The organism is Gordonia sp. SGD-V-85 (assembly GCF_001456905.1).
Lineage (GTDB): Bacteria > Actinomycetota > Actinomycetes > Mycobacteriales > Mycobacteriaceae > Gordonia > Gordonia hongkongensis.
Map to the genome: position 1 here is coordinate 41,179 of NZ_LNQO01000014.1, position 21,422 is coordinate 62,600.

Here is a 21,422-nt window from a genome sequence, read left to right on the forward strand (position 1 = left end):
TGGTTCAGGACTCTTCGTGACCCCTACGCCGGAGCTTTCCGGCGCAGAAGTCTGTGTCATCATCCCGGCCGCCGGGTCGGGAACCCGACTCGGTGAGCCGGTGCCCAAGGCCTTCGTGGATGTGGGCGGACGGACGATTCTCGAGCGATGCATCGACAACATCCCAGCCTCGCTGGGGGCGACCGTGGTCGTCGTGGTGCCCGCCGACCTCGTCGAGCGGGCATCGGCGTTGCTGACCGGCGTGCGCGTCGTCGCCGGTGGCGCTCACCGATCGGATTCGGTGCGCGCCGGCATCGCCGCCGCCGGTGGCGCCGGCATCCTGCTCGTGCACGACGCCGCGCGACCACTCACCCCCGCGCGGGTGTTCACCGACGTCGTCGCCGCGATCCGCGCCGGGCATCAGGCGGTCGTCCCCGCCGTTCCCGTCGTCGACACCCTCAAACAGGTCGAGCCCGGCTCGGCCGGTCTCGAACGCGTGACGCGGACCGTCGACCGCGAGGAGTTGCGCGCCGTGCAGACCCCTCAGGGTTTCGCCCGTGACGCCCTCCTCCGTGCGCACGCCGATGACGCCGGTATCGCGACCGACGACGCCGGCCTCGTCGAGAGATGCGGAATCGATGTCCACCTCGTCCCCGGAGACCCGCTTGCCATGAAGATCACCACGCCCTGGGACCTGCGTATCGTGCGCGACATGGTCGGTGGGCGATGAGGGTCGGCATCGGTACCGACGCCCATCGCGTCGACGCGTCCGCCGAGTGCTGGATGGTCGGTCTCTACTTCCCCGACGAACCCGGGTGTGAAGGCCACTCCGACGGCGACGTCGGCGCCCACGCGCTGTGCGATGCGGTGCTGTCGGCGGCGGGGCTGGGCGACGTGGGTTCCGTGTTCGGCACCGGTCGCCCGGAGTGGGAGGGTGTCTCGGGAGTCCAGATGCTGTCGCACGTACGGACTCTCATCGAGGCCGACGGGCTCCGCGTGGTGAACGCGGCCGTACAGGTGGTGGGCAATCGGCCCAAGATCGGACCGCGCCGTGCGGAGGCGCAGCAGGTGCTGTCCGACGTGCTGGGCGGCCCGGTGTCGGTGTCGGCGACCACGACCGACGGCCTGGGCATGACCGGCCGCGGCGAGGGGATCGCCGCGGTGGCCACCGCGCTGTTGGACGCCGCGGGCTAACCCCCCGAGCTCAGCAGGATGTCGCAGGCCCGGCCGGTGGCCTCGGCCGGCGGGGTGAGACGCGCGGCGAGACCGGCCGCGCCCGCCGCCACCGCGGGATCGGTGAGGGGGGCCAGATCGTCCGGGCCGAACCGGGCGAGACGATTGCCGGCGCCGGCGCCGGCTCTGCGCAGGGCGGCCGCCCACATCGGCTGATCGGCGCTCAACCACGCGACCACCGACGGGATCCCGGCGCGCGCCACGGCCGCCGTGGTGCCGGCGCCACCGTGGTGAACGGCACCGCCGCACTGCGGCAACAGGAGCTCGTGGTCGACGGGCCCATCGATGTGCAGCAGCCGGTCGTGGTGTGGCAGCGGGTGTTCGGTGTGCCCGATGACGCGCAGGCCGCGGGCGAGCAGAGTGGTCACGATGGCGGTGATCTGCTCGCTGCTGATCTTCATGCTGCCGAAACCGACATACATCGGCGGTTCGCCTCCGCGGATCCAGTCCAGCGCGGCGGCCGTCGCGTCGTTCCCGGATCCCATCGCGCTCCGGGTCGCCATCTTGCTCCGGGTCACGTTGTCGGGCAACAGGAATCCGACCAGCGGACGCTGCGCGCCCCACTCCTCGTCGAGACCGGGGAAGAGCGCGGCGTCGTAGGCCTGGATCTCCGGCACGCCCCGCGCGCGGAGCCGGCTTCCGAGTGGGCCTTTCGCGACCGGTAGGTCGAGTTCGTGGCGGAGTCGACGGTCCGCCCCGCGCACCGTCAGCCAATAGGTGCGGTCGGCGAGCAGCCACATCGCTCGCGAGAGGGGCCGGGGGTAGCGGCGGTAGCGGACGTCGAGGCTCGCGTTGGGCCGCAGCGGACAGAAGTGCAACGGTACGAACGGGATTCCACGACTCTGTGCGATCGCCTCGCCGCGGTCCTGGGCGAGCGGACCGGTCACGAGCAGATCCGAGGAGTCGGCGAGCTCGCGCATCACGCGCTCGGAGGTCGCGCGCCCGTGTTCGGCGACCTCGCCGAGTGCACGCAGACGTACGCGCGGGTTCTTCGATTTGAGGCGCTCTTTCACCAGTGGGCTGGCGAGGAGCTCGGCGGTCGACGGTGCCAGCACCTCGGTCGGCAGACCCGTCGCGGCGGTCATGTCGACCAGATCCTCCGGTACGGCCAGACGTACCCCGTGTCCGCGCCGGGTGAGCTCGGCGCCGAGCGCGATCGCCGGCTGGATGTCACCCCGGCTGCCGTGGACCGCGAATGCAAACCTCATGCGCCCCAGGGCTTTCCCGAGATCCCCCAGGCGGCGAGCTCGTCGTCGACGAGGGACCGCAGGGACGCGGCGTCGGGGATGCGGACCGGGTCGAGGGAACTGACGCTGAACATCACGTGGCCGTCGTTGATCGCGAGCCAGCCGCTGACACCGCCTTTGCGGTCGCGCAACCGCACCGGGTCGCCGGTCGCGGTGATGGCCCGGATCGACAGTGCACCAGCGGTTCCGGTGCCGAGCGTCGCGAACTCGTCGGGGGCCTGGCCGACGTTCGACGCCAGGCACAGCGGTGTGGTCACCTTGGACGCCAGGCGCCGCGTGATCGACGGGCTCAGCGCCTGCAACACGACGGCTCGTTGCGCGACGGCGCCCGAGTTCGCGGCGAGTCTGCCGTAGGCGTCCTTGCATGCGGTGCGCACCGCGGTGAGGTCGTCGTAGCGCCCGGGGACGACCTCCACGAAGGCCGTTGCGCCCGAGCTGGCGTTGGCCCGCCGGTCGTCGAGCGTGCGGGAGGAGACCGGCAGCGAGACCGGGACGACGTCCCCTTCCGACACGCGACCGCTGCGCTCGAGGATGCCGACCATCAGGGCGGCGAAGAGACTGTTGTCGGTGCCCCCGCGGGACTTCGCCGCCCCGGTGTAGTCCGCCTGCGGGATCAGGACCGTGACATTCGGCGCGGTCTCGGCGCTCGAGACGTCGGTGTCGGGTGTGGGCCGGCCGGTCACCCGCACGGGGGAGGGCGGCGGGGTGGACCGGCTCGCCCGCCAGATCCGCGCCGCGGTCGTGCCCGCGGTCCACAGCAGGTCCGCCGCATCGCGGACGTCGGAGACGAGGCCGGGTTCGGCGCCGGGCACGTAGTCGAGGCCGTGGATGGCCTCGATGACCGCGACCGCTCCGGTGCCGCCGTCGGCGATGACATGGGAGATGATCAGCGAGACCAGCACCGAGTCGTCGGCGGCCGCGCGGGCGACGACGAGCCGCCACGCCGGCCCGTTCTCGAAGTCGAGCGGGGCGTCCGCCTGTGCCCGCCCCCAGGCCTCCTCGTCGCCGGCCGGTACCGGTTCGGTCTGCACCGAGACCGCGCCTGCCTCCGGGGTGTACCGCCAGTACGCGCGGCCGGGTCCACGGTGTCGGGTGACGAGCCTGCTCAGGCGCCCATAACGCAACTTCTGGCCGAGTGCGGTGATGGTGTCGACGTCGACCGTGCCCGGGAACCGCCAGAGTGTCTGGTTCACGACGGGGAGGCCGAGGACGACGTCCATCCGGACGAACAGGTCGTCGTCTGCGGTCAGGCGGTCGACGACCTCCGGTGCCGACGTGCGGTCGGGGCGGACCAGGGATGCAAAATTCATGCTTGCCTTGCCGTTGGTTGATCGGGTCAGGTGATTGCCGGTACGGACTCCGCACTCTTCACCGCAGGACGCGCACACTACCGGACGCCTCTCCGGGAGACACGAGAGGGAAACCGCGGTTCGGTAGGGGTTCTGACGATGAGATCTTTCACACCGAGTCAGGGACCAACGGGCGACTCCCGCGCGCCCAGCGGTCATTGCTACGGCAGAAAAGCGCTCCGGAGACCTCAAAACTAAGGGTCAGAGCCATACGAGCACGTTAGTCGGACCTACGGACGTTCGAGTCAGGTTGTCGGCCGACTCTTGCCACCGCATAGCCTCGCATTCATTTTGCTCGCCAAACTATCAATCAAGGCGGATCCGGGTTACTGTCTTGACCGTTGATAAGGGCGTCCTAACCACGTTGGTGCGATCGGCTGTGGTGTCTGGGTCTGCGGTGGTGTCGTTGAGGACGTCCACCGAGGTGCTCGAACGCGTGGCGAACACGGAGGAAGTTGTGGAATACACCGAGCTGACCGACTATTCGATGCCCGGCGGCACCGTCACCGCCTGGGAGCCGCAGGTCGACGCCACCGAGTGGCAGACGGACTCCCGACAGCTGTCCTACATGCACCTCGAACACGCCCGCCGGGCGGTCCGCGAGGGGTCGGAGTGGTACAGCCAGTGGATCGGCACCGCCTTCCGGATCGAGCATCCGCTCGACCGGGAAGTTCTCTCCCGCACCATCATCGCGTGGTATCGCCGGCACGAGGCCTTCCGGACCTCGGTACGCGTCCACGAACCGGAGCATCCGCAGGGCGACCTGACCCGGATCACCATATCGGCCGATTCGATCACCGTCCGCCAGCGCGACTTCGGGTCGGACCTGGCCGCCGACGAGGTCTCCGGCCTGGTCACCGACTACTTCAATCGCACGGTCACGCCGCTGAGCTGGCCGCACTGCATCGCCGTGACCGTGGAGCCGACCGGTGACGACACCGGGTTCCTGCTCGTGTTCGCGGCCGACCACACCGTGATGGACGCCTACACCCAGGTGTTCGCCATCCGCGAGCTCACCGCACTCTACGCCGCCGAGGTGACCGGTGAACCCCACGCGCTGCACCAGTTCGGCAGCTACCTCGACTTCAGCGACGCCGAGCGTCGACTCGGTGAGCAGATCGACGCGAACAACGTCGCGGTCAGTCAGTGGCGGGACTTCTTCGACGACACCCCGACCGCCGTGCAGCCCGAACCCGTCCCGCGTTTCCCGCGGTTCGAGGTGCCGGCCGGGTCGCCGCGCACCATCGTGTCGGAACGCCTGCCGGACAACGGGTTCCAGGCGACCTTGTCGCACTGGCTGCTCGACGCCGCGGACACCAAGCGCTTCGACGCGGTGTGCAAGGGTGCCGGATCGTCGATGACGGCGGGGATCTACACCGCGCTGTCCATGACCTCGGCCGCGCTGTCGGGCAGTGCGGATCTGCGATTCATCGGCCCGGTGCACACCCGTAACGCCATCGAGTGGGGCGAAGCCGTCGGCTGGTTCGTCGGCATCATCCCCGTCGCGGTCCGGCCCGGCCGGCCGGCGAAGTTCACCGACGCGCTGACGGCCGTGGCGGCGACCTCCGCGCAGTACAAGAGCGTGGGTGCGGCCCCGTTCGCGCCGGTGGCCGAACTCATCGGCGGCGACGTGACCCCGCCCGGCTTCGTGGTGTCCTACATCGACCTCCGTCATGCCGAGGGTGCGGCCGACTGGACACCTCGCCAGGCGCGGGTGCTGCGCAGCGCGACTCGCGACGCCGACGAGGTCTACTTCTGGATCAACCGGATTCCGACCGGGCTCAACGTGTCCGCGCGATTCCCCGCCGACGAGAACGCCGCCGCCGTCGAGGTCTTCCTCTCCACGTTCCGGGAGATCCTGACGACGATCGTCGCCGACGGTGACTGCGAGTACACCTACCGTGCGGTCGAATCCGTGCCGGCCGGAGCGCACACCGGAGGGTCGACGGCCGCACTCGGCAGCTGATGACCGGCGCCGTGCGGACCGTCTTCGCCACGCCCCGGTTCGGTGCGCCGGGCTCGGTGGTGGTCCCGCTGCGCGACCACCTGATCGGCGGTCGGACCGTCGAATGGGAACTGCGCGAAGCAGATCGAGTGGGCCGTGCCGCGCAGCAGTGGGGGAGCGGGGTCTCGTTCCTGCAGTCCGACCACCTGGCGACGATGGGCGACAAGCGGCGTCGCGGCGAGGTGCACACCGGATTCCTGCTCGCCGCCATGCGTTTCGACACCGTCCTCGACGAGGGCGCGATGGCCGCGGCGCTCACCGACTTCGTGCGTCGGCACGAAGAACTGCGCGCGCACTACCGCCCCGGACCGGACGGTCCCCAGCGGTGGGTGGCGCCGCCCGAGGAGTACGTGATCGAGGTCGCCGACACCGAATCCGTCGTCGTGGACGGGGCCGATCTCGGCACCTGGGTCGGGCGTCGGGCATCGGAAAAGGCTCGCGCGGAACTGGTTCCGGGGTCCTGGTGGGCGGCGACCGTCGGCGACGGCGGTTTCACGTTCTTCGTGGCCACGGATCACGCGCACGGCGACGGATATTCGTCGGTGCTCGCACTGACCGAGATCACCGCGCTCTACCGTGCACACTGCGCGGGGAGGACACCCACACCGCCGGCGCCGGGCGCGTTCGGCGAAGCCGTGCTCGCCGAACGGTCCGCGGCGGCCGCGCTCCCGCCCGACGACGAGCGGGTGGCGATGTGGCGAGAGGTGTTGCTGGCCAACGACGGTCGCGCACCGCGGTGCCCGCTCGACCTGGGCCTCACCGACGACGCCCCGGCCCCGGCGGTCGCGGTGGAGCAGTGGTTGCTCGACCCGGATGCGCTCGCGCGCTGCGACGCCCGACTGGACCGGACCGGCGAGGGATTCGCCGGTCTCCTGTACGCCACCCTGGCGGTGCGTCACCGCGAGATCACCGGGGAGTCGCGGTTCTTCGTCTCCACGGTGCTCGCCACCCGCGACGCCGGGACCGCGTGGACCCAGGGCTGGCTGTGCAACTTCGCCCCGATCGCAGTGGAGCTCCCCGCCGAGCCGGTGCCCTTCGACGACGTGGTGCGCGCGGCCGGACGCAGCGTGCGCGCCGCGCGCCGCGCGAGTTCGGCGCCCGCACACGGGGTCCTGGCGTTGCTGGACGCCGAAGGCGTCTTCCGTGGCCTGGACGGCAGCCCGTACATGGTGTCCTATACCGATCTGGCGCGACTACCGATCGGCGACGACCCGGCCCTGACGACGATGCAGACCTCGAGTGGTGTCGGCCCCACGCGCAACGCCAACCTGTGGTTCACGCGGACCCCCGCGGGCCTCGTCGTCCGGTGTCATCTCCCCGACAACGAGGTGGCGCGCACATCGGTCGCCGACCACCTCGTACGTGTCGGCCGCATCCTCGACGACTATGCGAGCGGGAGGCCGCAGCGGTGAAGCTCTCGAGTTCGGAGACCTGGGAGGTCGAGCCGGGGGAGCTGATCCGATGGCTTCCGATACCCGGTGGCTGCGCGGCGTCGTCGAGCGCGCCGGTGTCGGAGAACGAGCGATTCCACCTGGACTCGATCGCGCAGGGGCAGCCCGGCTGGATCGCGCTCACGCTCGACTTCCCCGAGCGGCTCGAGCTCGCGCGTGTGGGCGAGGTGGTGTCCACCGTCATCGCGCGGCACGACGTCCTGCGCAGCCACTACGTGGCGACCGACACCGGATACCAGCGAGTGCTGCACGGTGGCGTCGACGTCAAAGAGGACTCGCCCGAACCCGACGCCGGGCTCGGGCCCGCGGGATTCGCGGCCGACCTGGCCGGACGGATCACCGCCACGTGCAACCCGTTCGAGCCGGTGCCGCACTTTTTGGCGGCTGTCCGCAGAGCGTCGAGCACGACCGTCGTCTGCGGGTTCGACCACTGCTACGTCGACGCGCGCTCGATGGCGCTGCTGTCCTCCGAGATCTGCGATCTGCTCGCCGGAGCGGCCCTCGCTCCCGCGGAGTCCGGGCTGGACGCGCTGCGTCGGGTCGCGGGCGACGAGGCGGCGGTGACCCCCGACGACCCCCGACTGGGCGAGTGGGGACGATTCCTGGCCGCGACCGACTGGCAGGTCCCGGAGTTCCCCGTCGACCTCGGTGTCCCGGCGGGCGAATCCGTGGAGATGCGCACGATCGTCGAGACCCTGCTGCCGGGCGATACGGCGCGGGCGTTCAGTTCGGCGGTCCACCGACACGGCGGGCGGACGTACCCCGCGGTGCTCACCTGCGCGGCGATGGCCGTCAAGTCGCTCGGCGGGCCCGACGAGCTCGCCACCGTGGTGCCCACCGGCACCGGCGCGGGCCCCGGCTGCGTGGGCTGGTCGGTGGGCAACGCGCCCCTGCGGATCACCGCTGGCGACGATCTGTTCGGGGCGGCGGAGGTCAACACGGTCCGGCTCGCCGCCGCCCTGCCGCTGGCCGAGATCGGATTGACCCCGGTCTACCTCGCCTTCGGCAACCGGCTCCGTCAGCGCCGGTCGGACGTCTTCATGATGTCCTACGTCGACTACACGCGACTGCCGGGTCCGCATCGGGGGGTACGGGCCGAACAGGTCTCCAGTGCCAAACCGACCGACACCGCGCAGTGGTGGTTCTGGCGCGATGCGGACGGGATCCACGTCCGCGTGCGGCATCCCGCCACCGAGCGGGCGGTCGCGGTCCTCTCCGCGACCATCGCGGAGATGAGGGCGGTCGCCGCCGCCGTCGCCGCGGAGCCGGCCGGACCGGTCGGCGCCTCCGCTGAACGTGCGTGAGGTGCGCGCGCCGACGCCGCGGGCGGTCGGTGGCCTGGTCAGGGTCCGGTAGGATTGCCGGTCGTGACCCTGCGCCTGTATGACACCGATTCCCGAGAGGTGCGCGACTTCGTGCCGCTGCACCCAGGCCAGGCGTCGGTGTACCTGTGCGGGGCGACGGTCCAGGGAGTACCCCACATCGGGCACGTCCGCAGCGGTATCGCCTTCGACATCCTCCGGCGCTGGCTGACGCACCAGGGCCTCGACGTCCTGTTCGTGCGCAACGTCACCGACATCGACGACAAGATCCTGCGGAAGGCCGCGGACGCGGGACGGCCGTGGTGGGAATGGGCGGCCACCCACGAGCGTGCGTTCGACGACGCCTATCGCGCGCTGGGGGTCCTGCCGCCGTCGGCCGAGCCGCGGGCCACGGGTTTCGTCACCCAGATGGTCGAGTACATGGAGCGACTGATCGACCGCGGGCACGCCTACGTCGCCGACGGCAACGTCTACTTCGACGTCCTGAGCCTGCCGGAGTACGGGTCGCTGTCCGGACACCGGCTCGACGACGTGCATCAGGGCGAGAGCGCGGGGACCGGCAAACGCGATCCCCGCGACTTCACCCTGTGGAAGGCGGCCAAGCCCGACGAGCCGTCCTGGCCGACGCCCTGGGGCCCCGGCCGTCCCGGCTGGCACCTCGAGTGCTCGGCGATGGCCACCTCGCTGCTCGGCGCTGAGTTCGACATCCACTGCGGCGGAATGGATCTCATCTTCCCGCACCACGAGAACGAGATCGCGCAGGCACACGGTGCGGGAGATGCGTTCGCGCGCTACTGGTTACACAACGGCTGGGTCACCATGGGTGGCGAGAAGATGAGCAAGTCACTGGGCAACGTGGTGTCGATCCCCGCGATGCTGCAACGGGTCCGGGCGGTCGAGCTCCGCTACTACCTCGGCAGCGCGCACTACCGGTCGATGCTGGAGTACTCGTCTGGCGCGCTCACCGAGGCCGCCGCCGGCTATCGGCGCGTCGAGTCGTTCGTGGCCCGGGTCGGCGCGCGCGTGGGCGAGGTGGTCGTCGGGGACGTCGACCCCGAGTTCGCCGCCGCGCTCGACGACGACCTCGGCGTCCCGGCCGCACTCGCGGTCGTGCACAACGTGGTTCGGCAGGGCAACACCGCCCTGGAGTCCGGTGACGGAGCCGCCGCGCTGGCGGCCGCATCCACGGTCCGCGCGATGATGGGGATTCTGGGCGTCGACCCGCTGGACGACCGGTGGGCGGGTGCCGCCGACGAGTCGGCCACCACCTCCGCACTCGACGTGCTGGTACAGGCGGAATTGCAGCGACGCGCCGACGCGCGCGTCGCCAAGGACTGGGCGACCGCGGACGCGGTGCGGGATCGGCTGGCGCAGGCCGGTATCGAGGTCACCGACACCCCCGACGGTGCGCAATGGGCATTGAAGGGTGAGGCGTGATGGCAGGGAATTCCAAGCGCAGAGGCGCGATTCGCAAGGACGGCACCAAGAAGGGGCAGACGGTCGGCTCGGGTGGTCAGCGTCGCCGCGGCCTCGAGGCCCGTGGCGCGACACCGAAAGCGGTTGACCGGCCGTATCATCCGGCTCACAAGCGAGCCAAGGCGGCGTCGAAGTCGGCGGCCGGTCGCAGCGGGGCGCGGGCCCGGGACGAAGGTCCCGAGTATGTCCTCGGCCGCAATCCGGTCGTGGAATGCCTGCGCGCCGGCGTGCCGGCCACCGCGCTGTACATCGCCACCAACTCCGAGCCCGACGAGCGGGTCGCCGAGGCGGTGAAGATCGCCGGCGACTCGGCGATCTCCATCCTCGAGGTCGGCAAACCCGAACTCGATCGCCTGTCCACCAACGGAATGCACCAGGGCATCGCGCTGCAGGTGCCGGAGTTCGAGTACACCCACCCGGACGACCTGATGGCGGAGGCCAAGGCCAGCGGCACCCCGCCGCTGCTCGTCGCCCTCGACAACATCACCGATCCGCGCAACCTGGGCGCGGTGATCCGCTCGGTCGCGGCCTTCGGCGGGCACGGCGTGGTCATCCCCGCACGACGCAGCGCGAGCGTGACGGCTGTCGCCTGGCGGACCAGCGCCGGTGCCGCGGCGCGCCTGCCGGTCGCCCGCGCGACCAATCTGACTCGCACATTGAAGGATTGGGCCGACGCCGGGGCGCAACTGGTCGGTCTCGATGCAGACGGTGACGTCACCCTCGACGACTACGACGGCAGCGGCCCCACCGTGATCGTGGTCGGTTCGGAGGGCAAGGGGCTCTCCCGCCTCGTCCGCGAGAGCTGCGACTCGATCCTGTCCATCCCGATGGCCGGCGACGTCGAGAGCCTCAACGCCTCGGTCGCCGCCGGTGTGGTCCTCGCCGAGTTCGCCCGCCAGCGACGCCGCTAGCAGCATCCCTCCCGGTCAGGCCGGTGGCGCGCCGATGACGATCCCGGCGGCGGTGAGTGCGTCGCGCACGGCCTGCGCGTGTCCGACCGCGCCCGGGGTGTCGCCGTGGAGGCAGACCGATCCGGCGTCGACGTCGATCTGGGTTCCGTCGATCGCGCCGATCCGGCCCGTCGTGACGAGTTCGACCACCCGTCGCGCGATCTCGGCGCTGTCCGACAACACCGCGCCGTCGGTTCCGCGCGGCACGAGGGTGCCCGCCGGGGTGTAGGCGCGGTCGGCGAACGCCTCGGAGATGGTGTCGAGTCCCGCCCGTCGGGCGCGTGACAGCACCTCCGATCCCGGTAGCCCCATGACCGCCAATCCGGCGTCGACATCGCGGACCGCGGTGACCACGGCCTCGGCCTGCTGCTCGTGATGGACGATGGTGTTGTACAGCGCGCCATGCGGTTTGACGTAGGTGACGGCCCCGCCGACCGATCGGGCGAGGGCGTCGAGCGCGCCGATCTGGTACACCAGGTCGGCGACGAGGTCCGGAGTCGTCATCTCCATGAACCGGCGCCCGAAGCCGCTGCGATCGGGGTAGGACACCTGGGCGCCGATCCGGACCCCGGCGTCGACCGCGGCCCGGCAGGTGGCGAGCAACTGCGCGGGGGTGCCGGCGTGAAAGCCGCACGCCACGTTGGCGCTGGTGACGATCCCCAGCATCGCCGCGTCGTCGCCGATGCCTTCACCGAGGTCGGCGTTGAGGTCGATGCGTGCCGCGCCGGAACCCATGAGCGCATCGTAGTGGTGGCCGACCAGCGGGGACCGCCCGATCGGTGTGTGTGCGGCGGCGGGTAGACGAACTCGTCGTTTCGTCTACGGTGGTGGGTATGGCATTACTCGACAGTAAGGTGACCACCCGTAACGGCGTGGTCGAGGGCGCCCGGGGGAAGCGGCTGCGCAAGGGGACCATCAGCTGGCGAGGCATCCCGTTCGCGGCACCGCCGGTGGCCCATCGCCGGTTCCGTGCACCGGAGCCCGCCCACGACTGGCCCGGCGTCCGCAACTGCACCAAGGTGGCCAAGGCGGCCATCCAGGAGAAGCGGTTCACGGCCATCGCCCCGGGCAAGTTCGCGCCGATGGCCGAGGACTGCCTCACGCTGAACGTCTACTCGCCCGACGTCGCGTCGTCGACTCCGCGACCGGTGATGGTGTTCATCCACGGCGGTGCGTTCATCCTCGGCACGGCCGCCACCCCGCTCTACGACGGCGCCTTCCTCGCGCGTGCCCAGGACGTCGTCGTCGTCACCATCCAGTACCGGTTCGGTCCGTTCGGCTTCCTCGACCTCGGTCAGTTCGCCACCGAGGACCGTCCGTTCGACTCCAACGTCGGCCTGCGTGACCAGATCGCGGCCCTGCAGTGGGTCCAGGACAACATCGAGGCGTTCGGCGGGGACGCGGAGAACGTCACGATCTTCGGCGAGAGCGCCGGCGGGTCGTCGGTGCTCTCGCTGCTGTCCGCCCCGTCGACGACCGGTCTCTATCACCAGGCCATCGCGCAGAGTCCCGCCCCGGAACTGATCGTCGAGCAGGACGCGGCGAAGATCTACGCGGACGAGTTCGTCCGGCTGTTACGCGACCCGCAGCGTCGGGCGACCTCCTTCGAACGGGACGAGCCGCCCGTCGACACGGTCCACGCCCAGCGTCTGCTCACCTCGCCCAACCCGGCGTTGCTGCTGGCGGCGGGGAACCGGCTGATGCGATTCGCCACCAAGACCGCCGGTGGTGCGATCCCGTTCGCGCCCGTCGTCGACGGCGATCTGCTGCCGCGGTCGCCGCTCGCCGCCGCCGCGGGTGGGCTCACGCAGCCGGTGCCGCTCGTGATCGGCAGCAACCGCGACGAGGGCAAGCTGTTCGCCAAACTCTGGAACGTCCTGCCCGACGCCGAACGCACCCTGATGCGCGTCGAGGACGAAGAGGTCCGGCGCGAGATCGCCTCGCACTACGAGGACGGGGACCGGGATCGCATCCGGCTGGCCGGCGACTCGATCTTCTGGGCACCGATGAGCGCCTTCGCCGACGGGCACAGCGCCGTCGCCCCGACCTACGTGTACCGCTACGACTACCAGACGAAGGTGCTCGAGGCCACGGGCTTCGGGGCCACGCACGCCACCGAGCTGTTCAGCGTGTTCGGTGCCTACCGGGCCCCGATGGGTGCCGGTCTCGCCCTTGCCGACTGGCCCGCCACCGGCCGGGTCACCAGGAACGTCCAGACCCGCTGGGGCGGGTTCGCCCGTACCGGCGACCCCGGTTTCGGCTGGCCCGCCTACACCACCGCCGACCGCAAGGTCCTCGTCCTCGACGACCCCGACCACGTCGAGGCCGACCCGGACACCCTGCGGCGCCAGGCGTGGTACCGGGTGCATTCGCCGGCCTAGGCGGCCGTCGTGCACAACGAGAGAACACCCTCAGCATCCACATCTCTGCTCCCTGAGGTGCGAGCGAAGCGAGCCACGAAGGGCTTCGCAACGTGTCTCACCAGGCCCTTCGTGGCTCGTCGCTTACGCTCCTCACACCTCAGGGAGCAAAGGGGCAATCGCTGACGCTCCTCACACCTCAGGGAGCAATGGGTATGTCGTTCTCTCGGATCAGGGAGCAGGGGCAGGTCGTGCTTTCGGTCGGGGAGCGGGTCAGCCGAACTCCCAGACCGACGGGGGGTCGGCGGCCAGGAACGACAGGACGAGCGGGTTGAACAGCTCGGGCGATTCGACCGGCAGGATGTGGGTGCCCGGGATCACGGCCAGCCGGGCCGACGGCAGCGTCCGCGACAGCTGGAGCGCGTGCTCGAGGCGGACGAGCCCGCGATCGCCGACCACCACCAGCGTCGGTACCTCGACGTGGGTGAATTCGCTGACCTCGCACTCCGGTTCGGCGGCGAGCATCCGGACCGCCTTGTCGAAGACCGTCTCGAAATGCTCGGGCCCGTCCGGTGACGTGGTGTCGTAGTAGATGCGCAGGTAGTCCATCGTCACCGGGTCGCGGCGAGACACCCGGGAGATGAACTCGTCGGCCATCCGGCCGGCACGGTTCAGGTATCCGCCGACGAACACCAGCCGATGGACGAGGTCCGGGCGGTCCCGGGCGACGAGCAGGGCGACGGTGCCGCCGTCGGCCCATCCCACCAGATTGGCCGGCCGGCGCACGACGGTCTCGAGATAGACGATCGTGCGTGCCACGATCCGGTCGAGGTGGAACTCGCCGGGGAGGTCGGGACTGTGACCGTGACCGGGCCGTTCGGGTACGAACACCTGCTGACCGGCGTCGAGGAAGGCGGGGATCTGCGTTCCCCACGTCGACGCCGACGCGAACAGCCCGTGGAGCAGGACCATCGGCGGGCCGTATGACTCGCCGGCGGTGAAGTGCCAGATCGTCGCGTCGGCGATGTCCACGTAGACGCCGCCGTCGACGCGTTCGCCGGCGTGAACCTGTCGCATCGCGCTCCCTCGAATCTCGCCGGACGTGTCGACCTGCAGGACATGGTCGCAGAGTCGGGCGGCCCACCGGTCCGATCGCGTGAAAATATGTGCCGAGCCGTGTCGTGGGATAGGTTCTCTTCGGGGCGTTAAGGGTCGGGACGGGGGTCACTCGAAGGGTGGCGAATGCACGTGTCCTGGAGAACCCGCGGCGAGTCGCGTTGTCGACGTAGCCGTGGGCCGGCGTTGTTGCTGGTGGGCCTGCTGTTGGCCGGCATCGCCTCGATCGGGGCGCCGTCGACACCGGCCGCGCAGGCGGCGCCGGGGGATCCGCCTGCGCCGCTGAACCTTCGCGATCTCGGTTCGTCGCCGACCATCGCGTTCCCGGGACAGCAGGGCGAGGTGAGTCTGTCCCTCGCGGTACCGCCGGATCTCGCCCCCACCGAATTGCGCGGCGTCACGCAGTATCCCGCCTTCGTCACCGGCGGCAACATCGACGTCCTGCAGGAAGGCCGGCTGATCTCGCGGACGCCGATCAATCCGGCTGTGAATTCGCCGATCTCGCTGTCGCTACGCGGCGTGCGGGTCGAACGCAACGCCGCCGACATCGTCCTGCGGACCTATCTGCGCACGGCCGGATCGTGTCTGTTCGACCCCGATTCGGGGTTGCGCATCCAGAACGCGACCGTCACATACGGCGGCCGAGAAGCCGCGCCGAACAGCGTCGCCGAGTTCCTGCCGCCGGTTCTGCGCAAGCTGACCATCTTCGTCCCCGACGACGTGCGGCCCGCCGAGGGCGCTGCGGCCGTGTCGCTCGCGACCGCCGTGATCGCGAATTACGGTGCGGCGACAGTGGAGATCGAGACGGACTCGCTGCCGCGCGGTGATGCCGCACCCGACGAGGAGATCGAACCGCTCGAACGGCAGATCGTCATCAACTCGGCCCTGCCCGACGGACTCAGCCTGGGGCCGGGTGCAGGCTGGCCGGTTTTGCGGATCGGCGGCAGCGAGGACGACCTGGAGACCCAGGTCGAGTTCCTCACCTCTGATCTCTCGTCGATCGCCGTCAGTTCTGCGGCCGTGGCCGGACCGCCTTTTGCCGCACCGCAACTCGCGCCGGAGGTCACCACGCTCGCCGAACTGGGCGTGGGGGATCAGCGCGTCTCGGCGACCGGCTGGCCGACCATCTCGTTCGGGGTCGACCAGACGCGCCTGGGACGGCCGTCTCAGAACGTGCGAATCCAGCTGAAGGGCACCTACACCCCGATGGGCGGCCAGATCGCGGTGTCCGTCGGGGACCGGGTCATCGCCTCCTGGCCCGCCGACTCCTCCGGCAGCTACAACTCCTGGGTCGACATCCCCGCCGACCTGCTGACGCGTTTCACCGAGGTCACCGTCACCTACAACCACGGCGACGTCGGCGAGCAGTGTGGCGCGGGAGTGCGGAGTTCGCTGAGCCTGGACTCCTCCGGTGAGGTGCGATCCGAGGTCGCCGACCCGCCGACACCATCCGGGTTCGCATCGTTGCCGCAGGCGTTGATGCCGCGGAACTCGTTGGCCTGGACCCGCGGTGACGTCGCCGACGTCGCCCGCGCGGTGGCACTGATGTCGGGCCTGCAGCGACTGTCGGCGGTGCGTCTCGGAGTCGACGTCGTACCGCTCGACGACGCCATGTCGGCCTCGGCCCCCGCGGTCGTCATCGCCGCGGACGGCCAGGGATTGCCCGAGCTGTCGCTGCCGGTGACCGCCGACGGCGGCACGGTCTCGGTGCTCAATCCGGACGGCCGGCGCGCCGAGGTGCTGCTGTCGCCGACCGTGCGCTTCGGTTCGCTGCAGGTGGCCCGTGATGCCGGCCGGTCGGTGCTGGTCGCGACGTCGACGAACGACGCCGCTGATCTCGACGCCCTGCTCGACTGGCTGGCCGCCGATCCCGATCGCTGGCCGTCGCTGAACGGCGACGCCTTGTTGCAGGTGTCCGGCCAGGAGCCCGTCCTCGTGGTCGATGACGACGCGCAGCAGCCGGAATCGTCGACCGGCGACACCTCCTGGGTGGCGTTCGCGGTCGTCGGGGTCGGCATCGTCGTGGTGGCGGCCGTCGCGGCGACCCTCATCCTGCGCCGTCGACGGCAACGGACCGCCGAGAGCTGACCGGCGTGCCCGAGGCTCCCGCGACGACCACGGCCCAGAACCCGGAACCGTCGACCCCGGATCCGGGGTCGGCCGGTGCGACGAGTGCGGTCGCCACGCTCGTCGGCGTCGTCACGCGCCGCAAGCCCGAGACGCCGCACCCCGCTTTTGTCGATCACCCGGAGTGGCTGGTGGCGGCCCGGTGGCTGTTCCTGATCGGGTGCACGGCCCTGGGGTTCTGGAACACGATCGTCGCGATCGTCGACGAGTTGATGGCGCAGACGCTCATCCTCTACGTCCCGGTGCTGGTCGTCCTCGCGCTGATCGCCGTCATCGGGGTGTCGTGGCGCACCGTCGACGAACTGCCGATCTACGACCGGCAGACCGACGTCATCGTCGGCATCGTGGTGCTGATCCTCGCGCTGGCGATGAAGTATCTGGTCAACCCGCGCTATGCGCGCGCGTACCTCACCACCCACATGGATCTGCTCGCCCTGTGGTTGTTCGTCTTCGGCGCCGCGGTTCTGCTCTTCGGGCTGCGTCCGGTCGCCCGCTACCGGTGGGTGTGGCTGCTGTTGGTGCTCATCTTCCCGCCGCCGGTCCGCGCCGTCGTGCTGATCATGGGTGGGACGTCGCTCGCCGCCGGTTTCGTGGTGGTGCTGATGGCCGTCGCCGCGACCGCGATCGCGGTGGGTCGGACCTGGCGCCGAAAATTGGTCGCGGCGCTGCTGGCCGGTGCGGTGGGCCTGGTCGCGCTGTTCGTGCTCGACGCGCTCGGCGCGCCCCGGAACATCGTCGTGCCCTATCCGGGCCTGATCGCGGCCCTCGCGACGTCGGCCTACATGCTGGTCGACTATCGGCGGCGCGGCGGCCGGCAGTGGTCGCCGCCCGAGGCCGGCCGGATCAGTCCGCCGAAAGTCCCGTTCGTGGGCCGGCCGGGTCTGGTGGTGCTGCTCGTGGCGGTCCTGCTGGCGCTGTGCCCCACCCCGCCGGTGGGTAGCAACTACCAGAGCAATCGCTATCCGCAGCTCGGTATCGGTGAGCCGCTCGTGGTCCCGGTCGGCTGGCGGCAGGAGTCCCTGGGTGTCTACGGGTGGGTGTCACGCCTCTACGGGCCGGGGTCCGTGCTGATCCGCCAGGTCCTGGTGCAGACCCGCGGCAACCGCGCCTACGACAAGTTCGCGCGTCCCCGGCGGGTGGTCGTCGACAGCGTCGACAGCAGGCGGCCACTCGTCCTCGACGTCTACCCGGACATCTTCCGCTACGACCTGTCCAGCGAACGCACGAGCCTTCCGATCGAGGTGGACCTGTCGAACGGGGTCCGGGGTCGGGTGTGGAGTGTCGTCGACGACGAGCGCTACCTCACCTACACGGCGTTGTCCTGGCGATGGAACAACGGCAACCGGACCCAGCAGGTCATGCTGTGGGCAGTCGACAACCACGAGCCCGAGGCCTACTTCCCGGAGCCGCGGATCACCATCCTCGCGAACATGAACTCGCTGATGACGATCCTGCTGCGGGGCAACTCGGTCCTGCTGGACACCGACCCGCAACTCAAGGACGAGGCCCTGCTCATCGGCTTGGCCGGGGAGCTCATCCGGGCCCAGCTCGGGGCCGCTCGGGGGGCCGGTGCATGAGCATCGACAAGGCCGGCCCCGGGCACGCCGCAGCCGCCGACAAGCCGGGGGTCGCGCGCAGCACCAGACCGACGCGTCCGGTGGCCGAACTGCTCGCCGACCCGGGCTACCGGGCGCAGGCCCTCGAAGACGCCGTGAACCGTCTCCGCAACGCCGACGAGGACATGTCGGCCTCGGTGGCCTTCAGCCGGATTCAGAAGATCATCGGGTTCACGCTGCTCGGCATCATCGCCGTCGCGATGGTGATCGAACCGGTCGGGACCTGCGCGACCCTGGTCTCGATCGCCACGATCGGATACGTGGTGACCCTCGCCGACCGCCTGGTGATCTTCCGGCGGGGACTGGTCAACGGTGCCATCCGCGTCTCCGACGAGGACGCCCGGTCCATCCCCGACGACGAGTTGCCCGCCTACACCGTGTTCGTCCCGGCCTACGGCGAGCCGGAGGTGGTGGGTCAACTGGTGGCCGCGATGGAGACGATCGAGTACCCACGGGACAAGCTCCAGGTCCTGCTGCTGTTGGAAGAGGACGACGAGCCGACGATCGAGGCGGCGCGCGGGGTGGAGGAGAACGGGATCGTCACGGTCGTCCTGACACCCCCGGCGCAGCCGCGGACCAAACCGAAGGCCTGCAACTACGGCATGCACTTCGCCACCGGCGACATCGTCACCATCTTCGACGCCGAGGACAAACCGGACCCGTTGCAGCTGCGTCGGGCGGTGTACGTGCTGAACAACTCCGGCGACGACTCGGTGGTCTGCGTGCAGGGCAAGCTCAGCTTCCACAACGTGCGCGACAACATGCTGACCGAGTGGTTCACGGCCGACTACGGCATCTGGTTCGGCTTCCTGCTGCCGGGCATGATGGTCAGTCGAGCGCCGATCCCGTTGGGCGGCACGTCGAATCACTTCCGGCGCGATGTCCTCGACACGATCGGCGCCTGGGACCCCTACAACGTGACCGAGGACGCCGACCTCGGGGTCCGGATCGCCGACCACGGATACCGCACCCTGGTGCTCGACTCGGTCACGATGGAAGAGGCCAATGTCGATGCCATCAACTGGGTCCGCCAGCGCTCCCGTTGGTACAAGGGCTACATGCAGACGTGGCTCGTCCACATGCGGCACCCGGTCAAGCTCTGGCACATCCTCGGGCCCGTCGCGTTCGTGCGCTTCACGCTGCTGATCGCCGGGACCCCGGTGATCGCCTGCCTGAACATGGTGTTCTGGCTGATCCTGGCGCTGTGGATCGGCGGACAGCCACCGGTCGTCGCCGAGCTGTTCCCCGGACCCATCTACTACCTGTCGCTGATCTCGCTGCTGCTGGGCAACGGGGCGGCGCTGTACATGAACCTCGTCGCGATCCGCGAGGACGATCGCAGCGAACTGCTCGGTTCGGCCCTTCTCATCCCGCTGTACTGGCTGATGATGAGTGTCGCCGCCATCAAGGGCATGTGGCAGATCCTGGTCAATCCGTCCTACTGGGAGAAGACCTTTCACGGTCTGTCGACGAGCAGTTCACCGGACACCGATCCCGACGGGCAGGAGACGACGTGACCCGCCGTGTCCCGGCCTCGGTGCTGATCTTCCTCGCGACGTGGATCCCGTACCTCGTCATCGGGGTCTACCTCGTCAGCGAGGTGCAGCTGTTCTTCGGCGACGCGCTGTCGAGGGTGCAGTCGGCACAGAGCGTGCTGTTCAGTCGGACACCGCATCTCGCGGCGATCGGATTCATCTTCACCCCGCTGACCGCCATCGTCCAGCTGCCGCTGACCGCGCTCACCCCGTGGATCCCGGAGATGACGACGCAGGCGCTCTCGGCGGTGATCATGTCGTCGGCGTTCATGGCCGGATCGGTGGTGCAGGCGTCGGGGATCGCGCGCGACCAGGGCCTGCGTCCTCTCGTGGCAGGCACTTTCACGACCTTCTACGCGATCAATCCGATGATCGTCCTCTATGCCGCGAACGGGATGAGCGAGGCGCCGTACCTCTTCTTCTTGGCCTGGGCCACCCGTCGTCTGATCCGGTGGGTCTCCTCAGACGACGTCCACGAGCTCGTGGTGGCCGGGATCGCGCTCGGCCTGTCCTATCTCACCCGCTACGACGGCGGTGCCGCCGCATTGGCCGCGGCCTTCGTGGTCGGCTGGGTGACCTACACACGTCGCGACCGCCGAAAACGGGTGTCGCGCACGCTCCTCGCCATCACCCTGGTGGTGGCGCCCAGCGCACTGGCCTTCCTCGCCTGGGCGGCGGCGGGCTGGCTCATCACGGGTGACGCGTTCGCGCAGTTCACCTCTGAGTACGGCAACGCCGCGATCATCGCGCAGTCCGGCGGTAGCGGGTCGTCGACGACCGGGGATGCGATCGGGTTCTCCCTCACCGAGATCTTCATCCTCGCGCCACTGCTTCCGATACTCATTCTCGGAGTCATCGGGGTCCGTGCCCGACGTCATCGGCTTGCGGCGATGTTGCCCGCACTGTTGATCGTGGCCGTGCTGGCGTTTCAGGTCTTCGGTTACTCACGCGGTTCGACGTTCGGCTTTCTTCGGCTCTACATGACCGTGGTCCTGCTCGCCGCCGTCATCGCGCTGTTGTCTGTGCCCCTGCGGGAGCAGGTTCCGATGCGTCGCGAGGGCAGGCATTCGGACATTCTGCCGGCCCGCCCCTATGCCTCGCGTTGGAGTAACAAGATCGCCGCGACGATCGTGATCGTCGTGGTCGCCACCGCGATCCCGGTCACCGCCGCCGGGATGACGTCACCCAAGTACGCGCCCCAGGAGTTCGCGCTCGGATCGGTGGTCGATCCGCGCCCGGACTCGGTGGACCAGAAGTACCTCGGCGAGCAGCGCATCGTGCGGTCGTTCTCCACCGAGCGGGCGCTGGCGCAGTATCTCGACGGTCTGGACCTGCCCGACGGCGCGGTGTTGTGCGACACCGTGTACGGCTTCGCGGTGGTGGTCCAGTCCGAGCGGCCGCGCCAGTTCGTCATCCCGTCGGATCGCGACTTCGCGCAGCTGCTCAACGACCCGGTCGGCGGCGGTGTGCGCTACTTCCTCACCGTCCCACCGGAAGGTCGGGGACTCTCCGACGCGGTCAACCAGCGGTATCCGACCATCTACGAGAACGGCGCCCAGATCGGGGTTCTCGTCCTCGAGGCGCGCAACCAGGGCGCGGATCTGCCGGACTGGCGGCTGTATCAGCTGGTGTGAGCTCGCGCGGGCCATCGCAGGT

At 69.9% G+C, this 21,422-nt stretch carries 16 protein-coding genes; 12 read left to right on the forward strand and 4 right to left on the reverse strand.

The window, feature by feature from the left end:
• Nucleotides 1-16 precede the first annotated feature (16 nt).
• Nucleotides 17-709, forward strand: a complete 693-nt coding sequence (gene ispD, locus AS181_RS16300; protein ID WP_058252609.1) for a 2-C-methyl-D-erythritol 4-phosphate cytidylyltransferase — start codon at nt 17-19, stop codon at nt 707-709.
• Nucleotides 706-1,173, forward strand: coding sequence for a 2-C-methyl-D-erythritol 2,4-cyclodiphosphate synthase (gene ispF, locus AS181_RS16305; protein WP_055475225.1), 468 nt, complete (start codon nt 706-708; stop codon nt 1,171-1,173). Before ispD ends, ispF begins: the two co-directional genes overlap by 4 nt.
• Here ispF and AS181_RS16310 read toward each other — a convergent pair.
• Both AS181_RS16310 and AS181_RS16315 read right to left on the reverse strand, forming a co-directional pair.
• A complete protein-coding gene (locus AS181_RS16310; RefSeq protein WP_058252610.1) occupies nt 1,170-2,420 on the reverse strand; it encodes a nucleotide disphospho-sugar-binding domain-containing protein in 1,251 nt (416 codons plus the stop codon). The genes ispF and AS181_RS16310 overlap by 4 nt on opposite strands.
• Nucleotides 2,417-3,769, reverse strand: coding sequence for a hypothetical protein (locus AS181_RS16315; protein WP_058252611.1), 1,353 nt, complete (start codon nt 3,767-3,769; stop codon nt 2,417-2,419). The genes AS181_RS16310 and AS181_RS16315 overlap by 4 nt, the downstream gene beginning before the upstream one ends.
• A gap of 496 nt (nt 3,770-4,265) precedes the next feature.
• Here AS181_RS16315 and AS181_RS16320 point away from each other — a divergent pair, with 496 nt between their 5' ends.
• From AS181_RS16320 to rlmB, 5 genes are all read left to right on the forward strand, one after another.
• Nucleotides 4,266-5,774 carry a condensation domain-containing protein gene (locus AS181_RS16320; RefSeq protein WP_058252680.1) on the forward strand — a complete coding sequence of 503 codons (1,509 nt, stop codon included), beginning with the start codon at nt 4,266-4,268 and terminating at the stop codon, nt 5,772-5,774.
• The gene (locus AS181_RS16325; RefSeq protein ID WP_058252612.1) at nt 5,774-7,225 is read left to right on the forward strand and encodes an acyltransferase; all 1,452 of its coding nucleotides are present in this window, start codon (nt 5,774-5,776) and stop codon (nt 7,223-7,225) included. The genes AS181_RS16320 and AS181_RS16325 overlap by 1 nt, the downstream gene beginning before the upstream one ends.
• Nucleotides 7,222-8,568 (forward strand): condensation protein, encoded by a 1,347-nt coding sequence (locus AS181_RS16330; protein ID WP_058252613.1) that lies wholly within the window; start codon nt 7,222-7,224, stop codon nt 8,566-8,568. Before AS181_RS16325 ends, AS181_RS16330 begins: the two co-directional genes overlap by 4 nt.
• Before the next feature lie 63 nt (nt 8,569-8,631).
• Nucleotides 8,632-10,023 carry a cysteine--tRNA ligase gene (gene cysS, locus AS181_RS16335; RefSeq protein WP_058252614.1) on the forward strand — a complete coding sequence of 464 codons (1,392 nt, stop codon included), beginning with the start codon at nt 8,632-8,634 and terminating at the stop codon, nt 10,021-10,023.
• On the forward strand, nt 10,023-10,973 hold the full coding sequence (rlmB, locus tag AS181_RS16340; RefSeq protein WP_058252615.1) for a 23S rRNA (guanosine(2251)-2'-O)-methyltransferase RlmB: 951 nt from the start codon (nt 10,023-10,025) through the stop codon (nt 10,971-10,973). The genes cysS and rlmB overlap by 1 nt, the downstream gene beginning before the upstream one ends.
• Nucleotides 10,974-10,988: 15 nt before the next feature.
• On the opposite strand, the gene AS181_RS16345 is transcribed toward rlmB, so the two are convergent.
• Complete coding sequence (locus tag AS181_RS16345) at nt 10,989-11,747, reverse strand: LamB/YcsF family protein (protein WP_058252616.1); 759 nt, start codon at nt 11,745-11,747, stop codon at nt 10,989-10,991.
• Between the two features lie 98 nt (nt 11,748-11,845).
• Here AS181_RS16345 and AS181_RS16350 point away from each other — a divergent pair, with 98 nt between their 5' ends.
• Nucleotides 11,846-13,393, forward strand: a complete 1,548-nt coding sequence (locus AS181_RS16350; protein ID WP_058252617.1) for a carboxylesterase/lipase family protein — start codon at nt 11,846-11,848, stop codon at nt 13,391-13,393.
• 252 nt (nt 13,394-13,645) lie between these two features.
• Here AS181_RS16350 and AS181_RS16355 read toward each other — a convergent pair whose 3' ends face one another.
• Nucleotides 13,646-14,449, reverse strand: a complete 804-nt coding sequence (locus AS181_RS16355; protein WP_058252618.1) for an alpha/beta fold hydrolase — start codon at nt 14,447-14,449, stop codon at nt 13,646-13,648.
• 165 nt (nt 14,450-14,614) lie between these two features.
• Between AS181_RS16355 and AS181_RS16360 the strand changes: the two genes are divergently transcribed.
• The 4 genes from AS181_RS16360 to AS181_RS16375 are packed head-to-tail and all read left to right on the forward strand — an operon-like array spanning nt 14,615 to nt 21,400.
• A complete protein-coding gene (locus AS181_RS16360; protein ID WP_082652957.1) occupies nt 14,615-16,576 on the forward strand; it encodes an LPXTG cell wall anchor domain-containing protein in 1,962 nt (653 codons plus the stop codon).
• Nucleotides 16,577-16,581: 5 nt separating this feature from the next.
• On the forward strand, nt 16,582-18,192 hold the full coding sequence (locus AS181_RS16365; RefSeq protein ID WP_058252620.1) for a hypothetical protein: 1,611 nt from the start codon (nt 16,582-16,584) through the stop codon (nt 18,190-18,192).
• Nucleotides 18,189-19,748, forward strand: coding sequence for a glycosyltransferase (locus AS181_RS16370; RefSeq protein WP_058252621.1), 1,560 nt, complete (start codon nt 18,189-18,191; stop codon nt 19,746-19,748). The genes AS181_RS16365 and AS181_RS16370 overlap by 4 nt, the downstream gene beginning before the upstream one ends.
• A complete protein-coding gene (locus AS181_RS16375; RefSeq protein WP_058252622.1) occupies nt 19,745-21,400 on the forward strand; it encodes a glycosyltransferase family 39 protein in 1,656 nt (551 codons plus the stop codon). The genes AS181_RS16370 and AS181_RS16375 overlap by 4 nt, the downstream gene beginning before the upstream one ends.
• The last annotated feature ends 22 nt before the right edge of the window (nt 21,401-21,422 follow it).

Bases quoted from the DNA above. Each gene is read 5' to 3' on its own strand.
- ispF (WP_055475225.1), top strand. From the start codon at position 706: ATGAGGGTCGGCATCGGTACCGACGCCCATCGCGTCGACGCGTCCGCC.
- AS181_RS16310 (WP_058252610.1), bottom strand. From the start codon at position 2,420: ATGAGGTTTGCATTCGCGGTCCACGGCAGCCGGGGTGACATCCAGCCG.
- AS181_RS16315 (WP_058252611.1), bottom strand. From the start codon at position 3,769: ATGAATTTTGCATCCCTGGTCCGCCCCGACCGCACGTCGGCACCGGAG.
- AS181_RS16325 (WP_058252612.1), top strand. From the start codon at position 5,774: ATGACCGGCGCCGTGCGGACCGTCTTCGCCACGCCCCGGTTCGGTGCG.
- rlmB (WP_058252615.1), top strand. From the start codon at position 10,023: ATGGCAGGGAATTCCAAGCGCAGAGGCGCGATTCGCAAGGACGGCACC.
- AS181_RS16345 (WP_058252616.1), bottom strand. From the start codon at position 11,747: ATGGGTTCCGGCGCGGCACGCATCGACCTCAACGCCGACCTCGGTGAA.
- AS181_RS16350 (WP_058252617.1), top strand. From the start codon at position 11,846: ATGGCATTACTCGACAGTAAGGTGACCACCCGTAACGGCGTGGTCGAG.
- AS181_RS16355 (WP_058252618.1), bottom strand. From the start codon at position 14,449: ATGCGACAGGTTCACGCCGGCGAACGCGTCGACGGCGGCGTCTACGTG.
- AS181_RS16360 (WP_082652957.1), top strand. From the start codon at position 14,615: ATGCACGTGTCCTGGAGAACCCGCGGCGAGTCGCGTTGTCGACGTAGC.
- AS181_RS16370 (WP_058252621.1), top strand. From the start codon at position 18,189: ATGAGCATCGACAAGGCCGGCCCCGGGCACGCCGCAGCCGCCGACAAG.